A 16,646-nucleotide genomic window follows, 5' to 3' on the forward strand; every position below is an offset into this window, starting at 1 on the left:
CTCCTTATTAAAGTCTGAGATTTTACCAAATTTCTCTTTAAAATATAATAAGATTTATTTATTTTATGGAAATCAACTCCAAAGGATTGATATGATAGTTTTTTTGAGTAACCTCAAAAGTTAAATCATCATCAATTTTACCTATAATATAACCTTTTTTAATAACACTTCCAACCTCGATAGTTGGTGCTATTTGACTAAGATGTGCATAAATTGTATGCATACCGCCACTATTTTCAACTATAATCACCTTATCAAGAACTGATGTTTGTTTAGCAAATATAACCTTACCAGGCAAAACATTATAAACAGTATTATCACTATGTGAAGCCAAAGTGATTGATTCATTGAAAATTTTAATATTATAAACAGGATCATTATAACTACCAAAAGACCTTTTAACATAAGCATCTTTTAAAGGAGAAATAGTTTTACTACCCTTATATGTTTTAACCCTACCTTCTTGATAGCTAGAACCATATAGTTTAACTTCTTGGTCTATTTCTTCAGTATTTTGACTAACTTTATGTTTTGATGCGTTTTGTTCTTTTTGCTTGTTGGCTAGTTTTTCTTTTTCGATGGCTTTTTGTCTCTCTTCTTTATCGTCAAGAATTTTTAGCTCTTGTAGTGTTTTTCTAAGCTCATCACTCTCTTTTTGCGCTAATTCTAATTTTTTAATATAAATTTCTCTATTTTTTTTTAGATCTTTAACATTTTTTTCGTGTAAATTTTTTTCTTTTGATAACTCATCTTTTTTTGCATTATACTCTTTTAAATTTGATTGTATTTGGTTAATTTTTATATTTGTTTGACTTAAAATCTTTTGAGAATCTTCCCACTTGTTTGAAATTTTATTCATTTCATCTTTTACAGCTAAACTAAGTGAATTAAAAATTTCATTTAAAACTAAATTTTGAGAATTACTTACTTCATTTTGTTTTAAAAGATTAAATGCAACCTCATCAACTATTAGATCAATCATCTCATCTTCTATTTTTTTTTGTAAATTTAAAAGATTTCGACTTTGTTCTAAAAGATTTTTTAATTCCGCCTCTTGTTCACTCAGTTTTTGTCTTAAATTTACAACGATATTTGAAATTTGTTCTATATTTTTTGCTCTTTGTTCCACCTCTTTACTTTCCGCAATTATTAAATTTGCTAACTCATCTATTTTTTTTGATAATTTCTTAGCCTGTTTGTTTTGAGTTTGGATAGAATTTTGTGTTTGATTTATTTTTTCTTTTGTTGTTTTTTGTGCTGAAAACAAAAAAGTAGTAATTATAAAAATAAAAACTAAATTTTTCATCTACACTCACTTTTAATACCCATCATCACAAAAGTGGCCATCAAAATAGAGATAGTTAAAGAGATTGCAAGCAAAATCAAACCATCATTTAGTAAATTTATAGAATATAGCTTAATCCCCATAGCATAACAAGCATTTTTATAAAACTCGAATTTAGGCAAAAAGTAGTAAAACAAACTAACAAAAATAGTAGAAAACAAACTACTCAAAAAAGCTATTTTATAAAGTATTGAGCTTTTTAATAAAAAATGTGCTCCAAAAAGTGCCATAATTTCAACTCTTTCTTTATGCTCATAAACCCAAATTTTCATTTGATTTAACATAAGACAAAGCCCTAAAATAGCCATTATTAAAGCAAAAACGTGTATAATATTTTTAAGCATTAATAAAATTTTGTATGTATTATCGTGTGTTTTTTGAAAAATTTCTATTTTAACAATATCGTTAATTGTTTGTAAATTTTTTGACACATTTGCTAGCTCTTTTTGATTTGGAAAAAAATTTAATTTTAAAGTATAAAAATACGGTAATTTTTGTTTTAAAATTTCGATAGATTTTTGAGAAATTTTATTTCCTAGTTTTTGTATAACATAATCGGTGCGCACCGGTTTTAATGATTCAATATTTTTTATTTTGGTTGAAATTTGTTCTAAATTTAGCTCATTTTTTGAGATTAAAATTATATTATAATCATCTTTTAGAAAATTTTCATAATCATTTATAATATTTTTAAACAATAAAATAAATTGAAAAGAAAAAAGAAACGCCATAAGAGATAAAATCAATATAGCATAAGTTTTAAAAACACTCATCTATCTTACCGTCCTTTATATTAAAGTGTCTAAAATCAAATTTTAAAGTAGATGGCGGCCTGTGCGTTACAACAACAACTGTGGCTTTTAACTGCTCTCTAGCGGCTTTTAAAAAATCCCATATTATCTCTGAAGAAAAATCATCTAAATTTCCAGTTGGCTCATCGCATAAAAGAAATTTTGGCTTATGTGCCATAGCTCTAGCAATAGCAACTCTTTGCTGCTCTCCTCCGCTTAATTCAAGTGGAAATTTACCTAATTTATGTCCGAGTTTAACATAACTCAGCAATTTTTCAGAATTATTTTTACGAATTTCATTACTACAACCCATAATCCACAAAGGAAGCATAACATTTTTTTCTATACTCCACTCATTTATAAGTCTATAATCTTGAAAAACTACACCCATTTTTTGACGAAGAAGAGAGAGTTTTTTATTGCTTATTGTTTTCATATTATGATAAATTAAACCATATTTATCATCATAATATCCAATACTTAGTTCGCCACTTTTTACTAAAATTTCACCATAAAACGACTTTAAAAGCGTGGATTTTCCACTACCACTTTCGCCTGTAATAACAACAAAATCATTTGCATAAATTTTAAAATCAACACCTCTTATAACAGGTCTTGAATCATATCCTAAAACTAAATTTGAAGCCGATATTATTACATCATTTGCCATTGATTTAAAATTTCCTCTATTTTTTTATGTGCTTTAAAATTTATCTCACTTTTTGATGGTTTGGTCAAAAAATATTCACATCTGTTTTTTGTAAATTTGATAAAGCAACTCTCACTCATATCGAAACTACCAAATGATAATTTGATCATAACCTCATCACAACTAAACTCATAAAATTCTTCAAAATGTATAAAAAAATCATTAAATTTATATGTTTGATTCCTAAAATTTTGCCTTATTGAATGTGGGCTTATTGGAGTAAAATCAAATTCATCATTTTTTAAAATTTTATCCGATACTATCTTATTAGTAAAAATTACATCATAAATATTTTTATTTTGTCTCTTCCATCTATCTTCATATTTGCTAGAAATTTCTATATCTCTATCTTTAAAAACTAAAACTTCAACGCCATCTAAATTTAAAATTTTAGATAAAGAAAAATCTACAAATTCCCTACTATCACTTCTTAATTCAAATTTAGCATCAAATTTTAAAACCCTTTGAATTTCAGTTAAAATTTCATCTGATATAACACGCCTATGAGGTGCATCATCCCAAGGCACTGGAAAATGGATATATAATAAATCCACTAAATTAGAATCTATCAAACTTAAAAAATTTCTAGCATCGCAATTTAGAAGTATTAAATTTGAAATACCTTGCTTTAATGCAAGTTTTGCAACCTGTTCAATCGCAGGCTTATAAATTTCAACACCTATAAAAAGCATATCTGGATTATTTTTAGCCCTAAATAAAAGATGTCTTCCTGAGCCAAAACCTATCTCGATAGCAACTTTTTTGGCGTTTTTCAAATAAATTAAAGCCTCGTCGCTATTTTTTATAATACCAATATTTTCTAAAAGAGAATTTTTATTAAATTTAATAGCATTTTTGATAATGCCACTACAAAATTCATCTCTAAAAATTTCTAGAGATTTTTGCAATAGACCTATTTTGGCAGGTCTAGTAAGTTTCTCTCCTTTAATAACAAATTTATCATTTTTAGGTTTTATGGTAATAAAAAATGTTTCATTTTTAACAGAAGTTAAAATAAAATCAACCTTCCTACCTCTAGCAATCTTTAAAAAACTAACCCCATCTCTTGTGGAAGGAAAATTTATTTTTTTTATATTAGATGCTATAAAATTTGGCATTAAAACTCAATACTCATTTGATTTGATCCGCTTGAGCTAATACCATATTTATCAATACCATAAATTCGGTACTTATACTCACTGCCTCTTACAACATCCATATCAACATAGCTAGTGCCTTTGATATCATAAATTTTTTTATCATTGCCTCCGCCACTTCTTTCGATCACAAAACTATCAACTGGATTTCCTGTTGTATGCCAATTCAAAACAATATAATCTCCACTCATCAGAGGCTCGCCTAAAACAGGTGCTGGTGGTGCTTGAAGGGTTTGTCCCATCACACCATCATCTTGTGCTAAACTCTCTAATCCATCCATATCCACAAAAGTTACTTTATAGTATCTAGTAGCTCCATTTGAGTTAATTAAATCTTCATAAAAATTTTTATCACTTTTAGCAAGCGGTCTAAATGGTAAAAATTTGCTTCTTGAAGAGTAAATTTGATAGTGTGAGAAATTTTCATTTTCTGGACTATCCCAAGTTAATATAATTTTTTTAGGCTGATCTATTGTAGCTTGTAAATTTGTAGCCCCTAATGGTAATTCTTTTGTTGTAGCACTTAAAATTTGGGTAGGCTCTGAAATTTCACCATCTAAAGTTTTAACTAAAATTCTATAATCATAATTTTGTCCGCTTTTTACATTTTTATCTATATATTCTGCACTAAGTCTGCCCTCAACCTCTGCTATTTTTGACCATTTTGTTGATTCTGGATTTTTTCTTTCAATCAAGTAAGAACTTACTTTTAAATTTGAATGTGGTCTCCAAATAATCTTAACCCTTTCTGGCAAACCATAAATAGCTTTTGCAAACGAAACAGTATCAATACCTTTTGTAGTTGTAACGCTAATTTGTGTTCCAACATTTGACACAGCCCTATCAGAAAAAGTTTTTATCATATATTTATATGTAGTATTTGGTTTTAAATTTGTATCTAAAAAGTGAGTTGCAAACCTATCATCTATTCTAGCTATAAATTGCATTTGTGAGTTTAATTCTGCTCTATAAATTTCAAATCCTCTAACTTCTAAATTTTTGACAAATGTCCACTCAAGACCCACTGAATTTGATGAATAAATAGTCTTTATGTCGTTAATGACTGGTAAATTTGAATCTACCAAAATAGGTTGTTTAGTTGTAGCACAACCACTTATCAACACTGTTAAAATCATTATATAGAGTATTTGGTAAAATTTTTTCATAAATTTTCTCCTTATTTTTAGAATTATCAATTAAATTTAAAAAGTCATCATATAAATCGGCTTTTAAAAAGATTTTTTCACCACTTAATGGATGAAAAAAATACAAAATGTATGCATGAAGCATAACGTGCGTTATTTTATCATTTGCACTCTTAAAACCATATAAAAAATCACCCAAAATATGTCTATTTAAACTTAAAAGATGAACCCTTATTTGATGAGTTCTGCCTGTAAATAGCTTAGCAGCTACTAAATTTAATTCATCATCTATCTTTAAAAAAGCAGTTTTTGCAACTCTTCCATCTTTGCTAACTATTTTTTTTAATCTATTTTTTGGATTTCTAGCTATTGCTCTATTTACAACTAAATTTTGTTTTAAATTTAAATCTAAAAACGTTAGATAAATTCTTCCCATACTTCTATTTAAGAGTTGATTTTTTAAATTTATATGAGATTTATCTGTTTTTGCAACCAAAATAGCACCACTTGTACCTTTATCTAGCCTATGAACAATTCCTGGTCTATAAATTCCATCACTACCTAAACTATCAACATTTGAAAGCTTATAATTTTTATCCAAAAGCCAATCAACCAAACTCGCTTCTTTTAGGCTTTTTGCTCCGTGAGTTGCTAAATTTGGCGGTTTATTTAAAACCAAAATTTCATCATCTTCATAAACAACCTTAATATCAAAATTTAAATCAAAATTTAAATTTTGCTCTATTTGGGTTTTTATTTTTATCAAATCACCATTTTTTGCATTAAATGACGGCTTTATAACCGCTTCATCGCCTAAAAATACAAAACCACTTTTTATTAAATTTGTAGCTAAATTTCTTGAAATTTTAAGCTCTTGACTTAAAATTTGATCTAATCTTTTGCTACTTTTTACACAAATTTCATCCAAATTTATACCTTTTTTTGTTATAATTTGCTATTTTAAGGAGCAAATTTGATTATTTTTGATAGACGTATTGTATCACATTTTGATTTTATACAACCTTTATTAATACTACCAATCATAATTTTATCTCATTTTTTAATATCAGAAGCTAATCAAACACTAGCTTTAAAACAATATATATATTTTGGTGTTGGATTTTTAGTTTTTTTATTTTTCTTTTTAATTCCAATTAGAAAAATGTTGTGGCTAGTACCATTTGCATATTGGATAGGTATAATTTTGCTTTTAAGTGTAGATATATTTGGTATCTCAAAACTTGGTGCAAAAAGATGGCTTGAAATTCCATTTACTCATTTTACAATTCAACCTAGTGAGATTATGAAGCCTATTTTTTTATTAATGCTTGGATATTTAATAGCAAAAAATCCACCTTCTCAAGATGGCTACTCTTTAAAAGAATTCATAAAGCTAAGTTTTTTTATACTACTACCTTTTGTTTTGATACTAAAAGAGCCTGATTTAGGAACTGCACTCGTTATGATGATGACTGGATATGCTGTGTTATTTGTAATTGGAGTAAATAAAAAAATTTGGATAAGTATAGCTTTGACGCTTTGTGTTTCATCGCCTGTAATTTATGAAAATTTACATGATTACCAAAAAAAACGAATAATAGATTTCATATCAAAAGAACCTAGCTATCAAGTAAAACAATCAATAATTGCAATCGGAAATGGAGGAATAAGCGGAAAATCAAAAGATGAAGCCACTCAGTCTCACTTTAAATTTTTACCAATTGCTACAAGTGATTTCATCTTTGCTTACAATAGTGAAAGATTTGGTTTTGCAGGAAATTTATTTGTAATGATTTTGTATTTATGTTTAATTATGCATCTTTTTAGCCTTAGCATTACATTAAAAAAAGATTATATAACACGAGTTATGGCTATAGGAATTGGTGTTTTGATTTTTGTTTATTCTCATGTAAATATAGCTATGAATATTGGACTTTCTCCTGTTGTAGGAATTCCATTACCGTTTTTTAGCTATGGAGGAAGTAGCTTTATAACATTTATGTGTTTTTTTGGAATTTTGCAAAATTTATTAACTTTTAAATTTAGAGATGAGTATAAAACAAAGGGGTGATCTAATATCTAAGGGCTGTATTTTTAAGACTTTGATATCTAGCATCTTCTCTAAAATTAAGACAAGTTTTGCTTCTATCACTACTATCTGTAAGCGTAATTATTTCTTGAGAATTTATGATTTTAATCTCAAGAATTGTACAGTAACTAACTAAATTATTCTTTCTAACACCATACATTACAGGTCTATTTATTTCTAGCTTTTGAGCTGGATTTTCAAAATTTGAAACAGATGTCATTAGCTGAATATCTGTTAATTTTCCATATTTTAAATAGTATCTTTTAATATCATCAATTGCTGATTTTAATTCACTAACTGCCATAAAAGCATTAGCTTTATCCCCCGCAAAACCGCTAAATTTAGGAATAACTACTTTCCAAACAACAATTGCAATTATTAAAAAAACAGCCAAATTCCCTGTCCCAAAACCTTTTTTCATCTATTTTCCTCTATTTTTTTTATAAGACGATTTAGCTCTTTTGCATTAATAAATTGCTCATAGCTTTTTTTTACAAACGCTTCAAGCAGATCTTTAGCATCAATATTTCCATTTTTATCGCTAAACAGGGCTAAATCTTTTTTAAAAACCACAGCAAATTCGTCATCTATACTAATTTTATATGATTTTGAAAGAGATTTATTTGTGATATGAACTTCAAGCTCTCTCATTATTCAATACATCTTCTATCTCTTTATATAGTTCTTCATCTGTTAAATTTTTCATAGTTAAATCATCTTCAGCATCTCTAAGTCTGGAATTTAAAGCTTCATTTTGTACTTTTAAACCAACTATTTCTCTTCTTAAATCTTCATTTTCACTAACGACATTTCTATATTTTTCAATCAACTCTTTTATTTTATCACTTAGAGTTGGAACTATTTTTTCATCTTCAAGCATAAATTTTACCTCTATTTTTGATATAATGGCGAAATTGTATCAAATTTTACTTAAAATAAGGAAAAATAATTGAAAAATTTTGAAATTTCAAGTAAATTTAGCCCAAGCATTGATCAAGAAAATGCAATTAATGGCATAGTTAATTCTATAAAAAATGGAAATAAATATCAAACCTTGCTTGGCGTAACTGGAAGTGGTAAGACCTTTACTATGGCAAATATAATTAAAAAGCTTCAAATTCCAACCCTAATAATGACTCATAACAAAAGCTTAGCCGCCCAACTTTATAGCGAATTTAAGGGCTTTTTTCCAAAAAATAGAGTTGAGTATTTTATAAGTTATTATGATTATTATCAACCTGAAGCTTATATCCCAAGGCAAGATCTTTTCATAGAAAAAGATAGTTCTATAAATGATGAGTTAGAACGCCTTAGACTTAGCACAACTGCAAATTTACTAAGCTTTGATGATGTTATAACAATTGCTTCAGTTTCAGCAAATTACGGCTTAGGAAATCCAGCTGAGTATCAAGGAATGGTTATGTTTTTAGAAAATGGGACTGAAATTTCACAAAAAACTCTCCTTAGAAAACTAATTGATATGGGCTATACTAGAAATGACAATTTTTTTGATAGAGGAAATTTTAGAGTAAATGGGGATGTGATTGATATCTATCCAGCTTATTTTAACGATGAAGCCCTAAGGATAGAGTTTTTTGGAGACGAGATTGATGAAATTTACCATTTTGACTTTTTAGAAAATAAAAGAACAAAAAGCATAAATAAGTTTATTTTATATCCAGCAAGTCAGTTTATCGTAGGAGAAAATCGCTTAAAAGAAGCCATTAAAGGAATTGAGATAGAGCTTGATGAGAGATTAAAAGAGTTTCGTGATGCTGGAAAATTAGTTGAAGAACAACGCTTAAAGCAAAGAGTTGAGTTTGATTTAGAGATGCTTAGAGCCACGGGCTCAACTAAAGGCGTTGAAAACTACTCACGCTACATCACAGGTATGAAGCCAGGTGGGACGCCATATTCATTATTTGATTATTATGAAATAAAAGGGCTTGATTATTTAGTTATAGTTGATGAAAGTCATGTAAGTTTGCCGCAATTTAGAGGAATGTATGCAGGAGATAGAAGCAGAAAAGAAACTTTAGTTGAGTATGGATTTCGCTTACCTTCAGCCCTTGATAATAGACCTTTAAAATTTGATGAGTTTATAAACAAAAAGGGGAAATTTTTATTTGTTTCGGCTACTCCAAATGATTATGAAATAGAACTTAGTAAGGGTAAAGTATTTCATCAAATTTTACGTCCTACTGGGCTACTTGATCCTGAAATCATCCTAAAAGATAGTGACAATCAAGTTGAAATCTTGCACGATATGGCAAAAGAAGTAATTGCTAGAAATGAAAGGGTTTTAGTAACAGTTCTAACCAAAAAAATGGCTGAAGAGTTAACAAAATACTACCTTGAACTTGGCATTAAAGTTAAATACATGCACTCAGACATCGACGCTGTTGAGAGAAATGAGTTAATTAGAGGTTTAAGAAGTGGGCAGTTTGATATGCTAATAGGTATAAATTTACTTCGTGAAGGACTAGATCTACCTGAAGTTAGCTTAATAGCGATAATGGATGCTGATAAAGAGGGCTTTTTAAGATCTCGCACTAGCTTAATTCAGACAATGGGAAGAGCTGCTAGAAATGTAAATGGCAAGGTTGTGATGTTTCATAAAAAAATTACAAATTCAATGAAAGAAGCCATTGAAATAACTCAAAATAGGCGTAAATATCAAGATGAGTATAATAAAAAGCATGGCATTACTCCACGATCTGCTTCTAGAAATATTGAAGATAGCTTAAAAACTGAAGATACAGCTGAGATTTTAAGAGCTTCTAAAAATTTAGAAAAAATGCCAGCAAATGAAAGAGCTAAAATCATAAAAGAGTTAAGGCGTGAAATGCTTGAAGCTGCTAATAAACTTGAGTTTGAAAAAGCCGCCGCCCTGCGTGATGAGATAGCAAAATTAAAAGAGTTTTAAAAGCAACTAGAAATCACTAGTTGCTAAAATATAATTAAATTTTAAATTTATTTTTTAAATTTTGATAGTAAGATATTTGATCTTTTTTGATAATCCTTATATAGTTTGTGCTACCAGCCACACCTGTTGGAAATCCAGCAGTCATAATATAGGTTAAATTTTCATCAATATACCCCTCTTTATAAGCATCCACAATACTATCAGCAATCAAAAAATCTACATCCACTTTAAGTTTTACCATTATAGGATTAACGCCCCAAGCAAGAGTTAAAAAATGAGCCGTCTCTTCATCATGAGTTATAGCATAAATTTCCATTGATGGTCTATTTCTAGCCATTTTTATAGCAGAACGCCCTGAACCTGTTATGGATAAAATAGCTGTTGCGTTTAAATTTTTAGCAAGAGATACTGAACTAAATGCAACCATATCTGTCTCATCAAAACACTCTAAATTTTTATTAAAAGGATAAATTTTCTCAACCTCTTTTATAGTATTACTCATCGCTTTTACAACCTGAGCAGGATGCTTTCCAACTGCACTCTCTTCACTTAACATCACTGCATCACTTCCATCTAAAACAGCATTTGCAACATCACTTATCTCTGCCCTTGTTGCACTTTCATTTTGAGTCATAGAAAGCATCATTTGAGTAGCTGTTATAACAGGTTTTGCTTTTTGATTAGCCTTTTTAATGATCATTTTTTGGATATTTGGCACTTCATAATACGGCACCTCTATTCCGAGATCACCTCTTGCTACCATAATTCCATCACTTGCTTCTATAATCTCATCTATATTTTCAACTGCATCAAATTTTTCAATCTTAGCAAAAATTCTAGCCTTGCTTCCAAGTTCATCTAAAATTCTTCTCACTCTTAAAACATCCGTAGCACTTTGGACGAAAGAAACTGCCACAAAATGCACTCCATTTTTAACGCCCCACTCTAAATCTGACATATCTTTTGGAGTTATAACATCTATATTTAATCTCGTATTTGGAAAATTCACGCCCTTATTTGAAGTCAAAATTCCACCATTTTCAAGTACCGCACAAATCTCTTCACTGCTTACTTTCTCAACTCTTGCCCTAATAGCACCATCATAAAGATAAATGTATTCTCCTTCTTTTATTAGCGGTAAAATTTCTGGATGATTTATGCAAAGCCTATAGTTTTTATCATCAATTTTTTCGCCAATAATTTCATCTCTAACAAAAATCAATCTATCGCCTGGATTTAATCTAAACATCTCTTTTAGCTTACCCACTCTAACCTTTGGTCCGCTAATATCTTGCAAAATTCCTACTCTTTTTTTAAGTATGCTCTCAGCCTTGCGAATTTTCTCTAAATTTGACTTATGATAATCATGATCTCCATGACTAAAATTCATCCTAAAAGCATTTACTCCTGATTTTATCAAATCCACAATTGTTTCTAAGTTATCACTAGCTGGGCCTATTGTAGCTAAAATTTTAGTCTTTTTTCTCATTATCGTCCTTTAATTATTTATTTTTTTAAAGATAAAAATAATTTTATCAGCCTTTTTTTTGCTATAAAGATTTATATTTTTAACATTTAAAAGCTTTAAATTTAAATTATTTTGTATAAAACTCTTTTGATGAAAAACCTGAGTTATGGTTTTTTTAATTTTATAAAAACAATCTTTTCGTTTTTCAAACAATATCATATCTGTTTTTAAAATTTCATTCTCAAAAACAGCATCTATAATAAGAGAATTTCCATCCTCATCTTCTTCATAAAGCAACCCTTGAGCAATCTCTTCAAATCCAAATTTCGTATTAATATCAAAAATAAAATATCCATTTTCATTTAACAACTCTGGAATTTTAGATAAAAATTCAACCATTTCATCTTTTTTCATATAGTTTAAAACATCAAAACTAGATATTATTAAATCAAATTTTTCATTAAGCTCAAATATGCTTAAATTTTTAGCATTAAGTCCATTTTTTAACGCTAAATTTACCATCTCATCGCTCTTATCTAAACACAACATCTTAAATTTATGTGCTAATCTTAAAGCCAAATCACCAGCTCCACAACCAAAATCAAGCCCCTTAAATCCACTAAATTTAAGATTAGAAATTTCATCTAAATAAATTTCATAAAGCCTATTTTTAGCCTCATTTAGTCCAAGAATAGGCTCGATTTTAGCGTAAAAATCAAGATCATTCATCTACTAACTCATTTTTAAATTTATTTTCATCAAAATTTTTACCCAAATAATCACAAACTATTTTTGCATCCCTGTAAGCATTTCCTAGACAACTTGTAGCTCCTGGACTTGGCGTCATATTAAAGATTACACCATCGATTTCATTTACAGAAAACTCGCCAAATTCAAGTTTTTTACTCTTTTTATTTAAAACTTGCGGTCTAACCCCACCAAAACCTCTAGCAAAATAAATTTCACTCTCTTTTAAAGATGGAATAATTTTTCTAGCATCTTTAACAAAAAGTTTAACCCCTAAGCCAGGAATTTCAAAAGCTATATTTCTAAATAAATAATTTCTAATCTCCCCATCTTTTAATAAATCATAAAATATACTCACAATCTCTTTACTTAAATTTAGAGTTTTTGCCCACTCGCATGAACTTTGCAGACATCCGTGATATCTTTCTAATTTTGGAAGAGGAAGTGCAGTTGGACCAAATCTCGTACAACCATTTGCCAAAATATCAGGATCTGCGTGCAGTGCAGCAAAAGGAAGTTTTGGATTTTGCACCATATAAACTTTGCCATTTAAAAGTTTTTCTTTTGTTAAGAAAAAACTACCTGCCATAGAAACAGAGCCTATATCTTTTCCAACGCCCATTTTATGAGCTAAATATAAAGAGTGAGCTCCTGCATTTACCACTACAAAATCAGCACTAATTGATTTTTTATTTTTAGTTTTTAAATAAAATCTATCGCCTATTTTATCGATAATCTCAACTTCGGTATTTAGATAAACATCACAAATTTTATTTTCAACTTTTTTTGCATTTTCTATCAAACTAACGGCCATAGCACCAAAATCAACAGTCGTAAAAACTTCGCCTGTTGTTCCCATAGCTACGATATTTTCATCTCTTTCTTCGCCATTTTCTTTAAAAACCAGTCTTGGCTCTATCTCTTTTAATCTATTCTTATCAAAAAGCTCTAAATACGGATATAAACTTTTAAAATCTTCAAATCTATTTTTTATAATATCAACCTCTTTTTCCCCCACACCCATAGCTAATTTTTGAGTTTTAAAAGCAAATTTTTCACCATAATTATTATTTATGATATATCTACTTATCATATCTGCTTTTGCTTTTACAGATTTAGCTTTTTCAAGAGTGTAATTTGTCTCTATATCTCCACAATGAATCGTTTGAGAATTTGCACTAGCTTTTGTATTTAAAGTCCCAATACCTTCATACTTTTCAACTATCGCTAAACTCTTTATATTGCTAAATTTAGCAAGCTCATATAAAAGTGCTGATCCGCTTATACCGCCACCGATAACAACAACCTCATAATGCTTTTCTTCCATACACACTCCTTTAAAATATTTTGCTAATTTTATTTAAAATTCTCTTAAAATATTGTAAATTTAATAACTAACTTAAAAAATAAAATATATATAAAGCTACAAGCAAAAATTTTATGAATTTTTAGAAATTTCAGCTTAAACAATGATAATTTTAGTTAGAATTATGTCTGAAATTTTTTATTAAAGGCTACATATGGCAAAGAAATTTATTGATATTATGGATACTACTTTTAGAGATGGTTTTCAATCCGTATTTGGTGCAAGAGTTTTGATGAATGATTTTTTACCAGCAGTTAGTGCAGCAAAAGAAGCAGGAATCACTCATTTTGAATTTGGTGGAGGAGCTAGATTTCAGAGTTTGTATTTTTATTTAAATGAAGATGCTTTTAAGATGATGGATAATTTTAGACAAATTGTTGGAGATGAGGCAAATCTACAAACCCTAAGCCGTGGTGTAAATACAGTAACTTTGGATACTGGAAGTCGAGAGATGGTAGATTTGCACGCAAAACTTTTTAAAAAGCACGGAACTACTACAATTAGAAATTTTGATGCTTTAAATGACGTTGAAAATTTAAAATACTCAGGCGAAAGGATTGTTTATCACGGCTTAAAACATGAAATTGTAGTAACTATGATGGATTTGCCACCAGGATGCAAAGGAGCTCACGATGCTGAATTTTATGAAAAAACCCTAAAAGAGATTTTAAAAAGCGAAATTCCTTTTGATAGTATATGCTTTAAAGATGCAAGCGGAACCTCAAGTCCTGAAAAAGTCTATCAAACAATAAAAATGGCTAGAAAACTTCTACCTTCAAGCACTCACATCAGACTTCACACTCACGAAACTGCAGGTGTTAGTGTGGCTTGCTATTTAGCAGCTTTAGATGCAGGTGTCGATGGTATCGATTTGGCTGCTTATCCAGTAAGCGGTGGAACAAGTCAGCCTGATATTTTAACAATGCTTCACGCCGTAAAAGGCAAAAATTATGATTTAGGCGGACTCGAAATTGACAAAATTTTAAAATACGAAGAAGTTTTAAATGAGTGTTTAAAAGAGTATTTTATCCCGCCTGAAGCTACGCAAGTTAGCCCTCTAATACCTTTTTCGCCTATGCCAGGAGGAGCTCTAACAGCAAATACTCAAATGATGAGAGATAACAACATTCTAGATAAATTCCCACAAATTATAAAAGCTATGCGTGAAGTTGTAGAAAAAGGCGGATATGGCACAAGTGTAACTCCTGTAAGTCAATTCTACTTCCAACAAGCTTTTAACAACGTAATGTTTGGAAATTGGAACAAAATAGCAGAAGGTTATGGCAAAATGGTACTTGGATATTTTGGTAAAACTCCAGTAAAAGCTGATCAAGAAATTATCAACCTTGCTAGCAAACAGCTAAATTTAGAGCCTACAACAAAATCAGCAATCGATGTAGCCGATCAAGATAAAACAAAAACTATCAAATACGCCAAAGAAATTTTAGAAAACGAAGGCATAGAAACTTCAGAAGAAAACATCTTTATAGTACTAGCTTGTAAAGAAAAAGGCATAGCATTCCTAAAAGGAAACGCCGATGTTAAAGTCAGAAAAGGTGAGCAACTTGAGCATAAAAAATTAGCCAAACAAGGTGCTTATACCGTTGTAGTAAATGGCGAAAAATACAACGTAAACGTAGCTTACGGACATAATTCACAAATAAAAGTAAAAGATTTTGAGCCTGTAAAAACAGAAAGTAAAATTACAGCAAAAAGTAGTAAAGATATATGTGCTGAAATTTCAGCCAATGTATTTAAAGTCCTAGTTAAAAGTGGCGAAAATGTGAAAAAAAACCAACCACTTTTGATATTAGAAGCCATGAAAATGGAAATAGAAGTTATCTCTCCAAATGATGGAATCATAAAAGAAGTCTTAGTCGATGTTGGTATGAGTATAGAAAGTGGCGAAGTTTTAGCTAGATTTTCTTAATCCTCCCCTTTTTAAAGGGGACTACTAAGACTTAATTGCTTTAATAAAGAGTATTATAAAAGCTTCAAAAATGTGATTGTAAATAATCAAAATATAAAAGTAAATTTAAAACCTAAAAATTTAATCGATATTTAACTTACTAGAGTTAGTAAATTTATGCATACATACAAACTTTTTTGCCGATAAAATTTAGTTACTTCTAGCAAGTTACCATATATGAGTAAAAACTTAAAAATTTATCCTCAAAAGTGCGAATTACATTTAAACATTTTTTTAAAAGCTAAATTTACACAAAACAAAATATATATTATAAAATTTGCATTTTAATTTGTTTGATTATATATTTTTGATTATTTAAAGACTAAAACGCATCTCAAAGCCACAAAAGCTATTATTATAAATAGATCAAATTTAAACAATATTATTTATAATTCTATTTAAAATTACTTTTTAACAATCTCTATTTTTATTGATATTTAAAAAAAATTATCTTATAATATGGCATTTTAATATCAATAATAATTCTTTAAGGAAAAAATATGAATAAAAGTTTTAAGATTAAATATAATATAAAAACATCTCAAGTAAAAGCCGTTCCTGAGATAGCTAAAAACTGTCAATCTTCTACCACAACGGGGGGGGGGGTACGAGCTTATTTAGGACATTTTCACTTGCGTTGTTGATGAGTGGGATATTATCAAGTGCGGCATATGGTTATACTTTGTGGCTAAATGGTCCAAGCAACATAGGAAATTTTAAAAATGGTGATTTAAATGAAGGATCAAAAGTTTGGTTTGGCGAATGGAATGATAAAACTCATACCGTTTCAAATGAATCAACAATATTAACAAGTACAATGAATAAAACGGGGGCTAATACTTCATTTAGAAATAAGGACTTTAACGAAACAGTAGCTATTGGTTCACGTGCGGTTGCTGGTGGTAATTCTTCAACAGCAATAGGATTTCAAGCT

General features: G+C 29.2%; 16 protein-coding genes and 1 pseudogene. 5 read left to right on the top strand and 12 right to left on the bottom strand.

The annotated features are described in order from the left end of the window. Positions 1-58: 58 nt before the first annotated feature. From F1B92_RS04900 to F1B92_RS04925, 6 genes are read right to left on the bottom strand one after another with little or no spacing between them, the layout of a single operon-like run. Positions 59-1,306 (bottom strand): murein hydrolase activator EnvC family protein, encoded by a 1,248-nt coding sequence (locus F1B92_RS04900; protein ID WP_154570762.1) that lies wholly within the window; start codon positions 1,304-1,306, stop codon positions 59-61. Further along, positions 1,303-2,118 carry a cell division FtsX domain-containing protein gene (locus F1B92_RS04905; protein ID WP_154570763.1) on the bottom strand — a complete coding sequence of 272 codons (816 nt, stop codon included), beginning with the start codon at positions 2,116-2,118 and terminating at the stop codon, positions 1,303-1,305. The genes F1B92_RS04900 and F1B92_RS04905 overlap by 4 nt, the downstream gene beginning before the upstream one ends. Then, a complete protein-coding gene (locus F1B92_RS04910) occupies positions 2,105-2,806 on the bottom strand; it encodes a cell division ATP-binding protein FtsE (protein WP_154570764.1) in 702 nt (233 codons plus the stop codon). Before F1B92_RS04910 ends, F1B92_RS04905 begins: the two co-directional genes overlap by 14 nt. Then, positions 2,791-3,963 (bottom strand): tRNA (guanosine(46)-N7)-methyltransferase TrmB, encoded by a 1,173-nt coding sequence (gene trmB, locus F1B92_RS04915; RefSeq protein WP_154570765.1) that lies wholly within the window; start codon positions 3,961-3,963, stop codon positions 2,791-2,793. Before trmB ends, F1B92_RS04910 begins: the two co-directional genes overlap by 16 nt. Beyond that, positions 3,963-5,168: a fibronectin type III domain-containing protein gene (locus F1B92_RS04920; protein ID WP_154570766.1), complete on the bottom strand. Its 1,206-nt coding sequence runs from the start codon at positions 5,166-5,168 to the stop codon at positions 3,963-3,965. The genes trmB and F1B92_RS04920 overlap by 1 nt, the downstream gene beginning before the upstream one ends. Next, complete coding sequence (locus tag F1B92_RS04925; RefSeq protein ID WP_154570767.1) at positions 5,098-6,075, bottom strand: RluA family pseudouridine synthase; 978 nt, start codon at positions 6,073-6,075, stop codon at positions 5,098-5,100. The genes F1B92_RS04920 and F1B92_RS04925 overlap by 71 nt, the downstream gene beginning before the upstream one ends. Positions 6,076-6,120: 45 nt before the next feature. On the opposite strand from F1B92_RS04925, the gene F1B92_RS04930 reads away from it, so the two are divergent. Then, complete coding sequence (locus F1B92_RS04930; RefSeq protein ID WP_154570768.1) at positions 6,121-7,218, top strand: FtsW/RodA/SpoVE family cell cycle protein; 1,098 nt, start codon at positions 6,121-6,123, stop codon at positions 7,216-7,218. Between the two features lies 1 nt (position 7,219). Here the strand turns inward: F1B92_RS04930 and F1B92_RS04935 are convergent, their stop codons facing one another. The 3 genes from F1B92_RS04935 to F1B92_RS04945 are packed head-to-tail and all read right to left on the bottom strand — an operon-like array spanning position 7,220 to position 8,116. Then, positions 7,220-7,657 carry a hypothetical protein gene (locus tag F1B92_RS04935; RefSeq protein ID WP_154570769.1) on the bottom strand — a complete coding sequence of 146 codons (438 nt, stop codon included), beginning with the start codon at positions 7,655-7,657 and terminating at the stop codon, positions 7,220-7,222. Next, a complete protein-coding gene (locus F1B92_RS04940; protein WP_154570770.1) occupies positions 7,654-7,887 on the bottom strand; it encodes a hypothetical protein in 234 nt (77 codons plus the stop codon). The genes F1B92_RS04935 and F1B92_RS04940 overlap by 4 nt, the downstream gene beginning before the upstream one ends. Further along, positions 7,874-8,116 carry a hypothetical protein gene (locus tag F1B92_RS04945; RefSeq protein ID WP_154570771.1) on the bottom strand — a complete coding sequence of 81 codons (243 nt, stop codon included), beginning with the start codon at positions 8,114-8,116 and terminating at the stop codon, positions 7,874-7,876. Before F1B92_RS04945 ends, F1B92_RS04940 begins: the two co-directional genes overlap by 14 nt. 69 nt (positions 8,117-8,185) lie before the next feature. On the opposite strand from F1B92_RS04945, the gene uvrB reads away from it, so the two are divergent. Next, positions 8,186-10,162 (top strand): excinuclease ABC subunit UvrB, encoded by a 1,977-nt coding sequence (gene uvrB / locus F1B92_RS04950; protein WP_154570772.1) that lies wholly within the window; start codon positions 8,186-8,188, stop codon positions 10,160-10,162. Between the two features lie 34 nt (positions 10,163-10,196). Here uvrB and pyk read toward each other — a convergent pair whose 3' ends face one another. From pyk to F1B92_RS04965, 3 genes are read right to left on the bottom strand one after another with little or no spacing between them, the layout of a single operon-like run. Beyond that, positions 10,197-11,651: a pyruvate kinase gene (gene pyk, locus F1B92_RS04955; RefSeq protein WP_154570773.1), complete on the bottom strand. Its 1,455-nt coding sequence runs from the start codon at positions 11,649-11,651 to the stop codon at positions 10,197-10,199. A 9-nt stretch (positions 11,652-11,660) separates the two neighbouring features. Then, the gene (locus F1B92_RS04960; RefSeq protein WP_154570774.1) at positions 11,661-12,359 is read right to left on the bottom strand and encodes a class I SAM-dependent DNA methyltransferase; all 699 of its coding nucleotides are present in this window, start codon (positions 12,357-12,359) and stop codon (positions 11,661-11,663) included. Continuing rightward, positions 12,352-13,704, bottom strand: coding sequence for an FAD-dependent oxidoreductase (locus F1B92_RS04965; RefSeq protein WP_154570775.1), 1,353 nt, complete (start codon positions 13,702-13,704; stop codon positions 12,352-12,354). The genes F1B92_RS04960 and F1B92_RS04965 overlap by 8 nt, the downstream gene beginning before the upstream one ends. Before the next feature lie 193 nt (positions 13,705-13,897). On the opposite strand from F1B92_RS04965, the gene F1B92_RS04970 reads away from it, so the two are divergent. The 3 genes and pseudogenes from F1B92_RS04970 to F1B92_RS09520 all read left to right on the top strand — a co-directional run. After that, positions 13,898-15,673: a biotin/lipoyl-containing protein gene (locus tag F1B92_RS04970; RefSeq protein WP_154570776.1), complete on the top strand. Its 1,776-nt coding sequence runs from the start codon at positions 13,898-13,900 to the stop codon at positions 15,671-15,673. Positions 15,674-16,212: 539 nt separating this feature from the next. Beyond that, positions 16,213-16,356, top strand: coding sequence for an ESPR-type extended signal peptide-containing protein (locus tag F1B92_RS04975; protein WP_154570777.1), 144 nt, complete (start codon positions 16,213-16,215; stop codon positions 16,354-16,356). Positions 16,357-16,529: 173 nt separating this feature from the next. Further along, positions 16,530-16,640: pseudogene (locus tag F1B92_RS09520) on the top strand (hypothetical protein); the annotation flags it as partial. Positions 16,641-16,646 lie beyond the last annotated feature (6 nt).

The organism is Campylobacter portucalensis (assembly GCF_009690845.1).
GTDB classification, from domain to species: Bacteria; Campylobacterota; Campylobacteria; order Campylobacterales; family Campylobacteraceae; genus Campylobacter_B; species Campylobacter_B portucalensis.

What these genes read in the sequence shown, in the direction of transcription:
- F1B92_RS04940 (WP_154570770.1), bottom strand. Translation starts at nt 7,887, where the DNA reads ATGAGAGAGCTTGAAGTTCATATCACAAATAAATCTCTTTCAAAATCA.
- F1B92_RS04975 (WP_154570777.1), top strand. Translation starts at nt 16,213, where the DNA reads ATGAATAAAAGTTTTAAGATTAAATATAATATAAAAACATCTCAAGTA.
- F1B92_RS04970 (WP_154570776.1), top strand. Translation starts at nt 13,898, where the DNA reads ATGGCAAAGAAATTTATTGATATTATGGATACTACTTTTAGAGATGGT.
- F1B92_RS04945 (WP_154570771.1), bottom strand. Translation starts at nt 8,116, where the DNA reads ATGCTTGAAGATGAAAAAATAGTTCCAACTCTAAGTGATAAAATAAAA.
- F1B92_RS04920 (WP_154570766.1), bottom strand. Translation starts at nt 5,168, where the DNA reads ATGAAAAAATTTTACCAAATACTCTATATAATGATTTTAACAGTGTTG.
- pyk (WP_154570773.1), bottom strand. Translation starts at nt 11,651, where the DNA reads ATGAGAAAAAAGACTAAAATTTTAGCTACAATAGGCCCAGCTAGTGAT.
- F1B92_RS04935 (WP_154570769.1), bottom strand. Translation starts at nt 7,657, where the DNA reads ATGAAAAAAGGTTTTGGGACAGGGAATTTGGCTGTTTTTTTAATAATT.
- trmB (WP_154570765.1), bottom strand. Translation starts at nt 3,963, where the DNA reads ATGCCAAATTTTATAGCATCTAATATAAAAAAAATAAATTTTCCTTCC.
- F1B92_RS04900 (WP_154570762.1), bottom strand. Translation starts at nt 1,306, where the DNA reads ATGAAAAATTTAGTTTTTATTTTTATAATTACTACTTTTTTGTTTTCA.
- F1B92_RS04965 (WP_154570775.1), bottom strand. Translation starts at nt 13,704, where the DNA reads ATGGAAGAAAAGCATTATGAGGTTGTTGTTATCGGTGGCGGTATAAGC.
- F1B92_RS04960 (WP_154570774.1), bottom strand. Translation starts at nt 12,359, where the DNA reads ATGAATGATCTTGATTTTTACGCTAAAATCGAGCCTATTCTTGGACTA.
- F1B92_RS04905 (WP_154570763.1), bottom strand. Translation starts at nt 2,118, where the DNA reads ATGAGTGTTTTTAAAACTTATGCTATATTGATTTTATCTCTTATGGCG.
- F1B92_RS04910 (WP_154570764.1), bottom strand. Translation starts at nt 2,806, where the DNA reads ATGGCAAATGATGTAATAATATCGGCTTCAAATTTAGTTTTAGGATAT.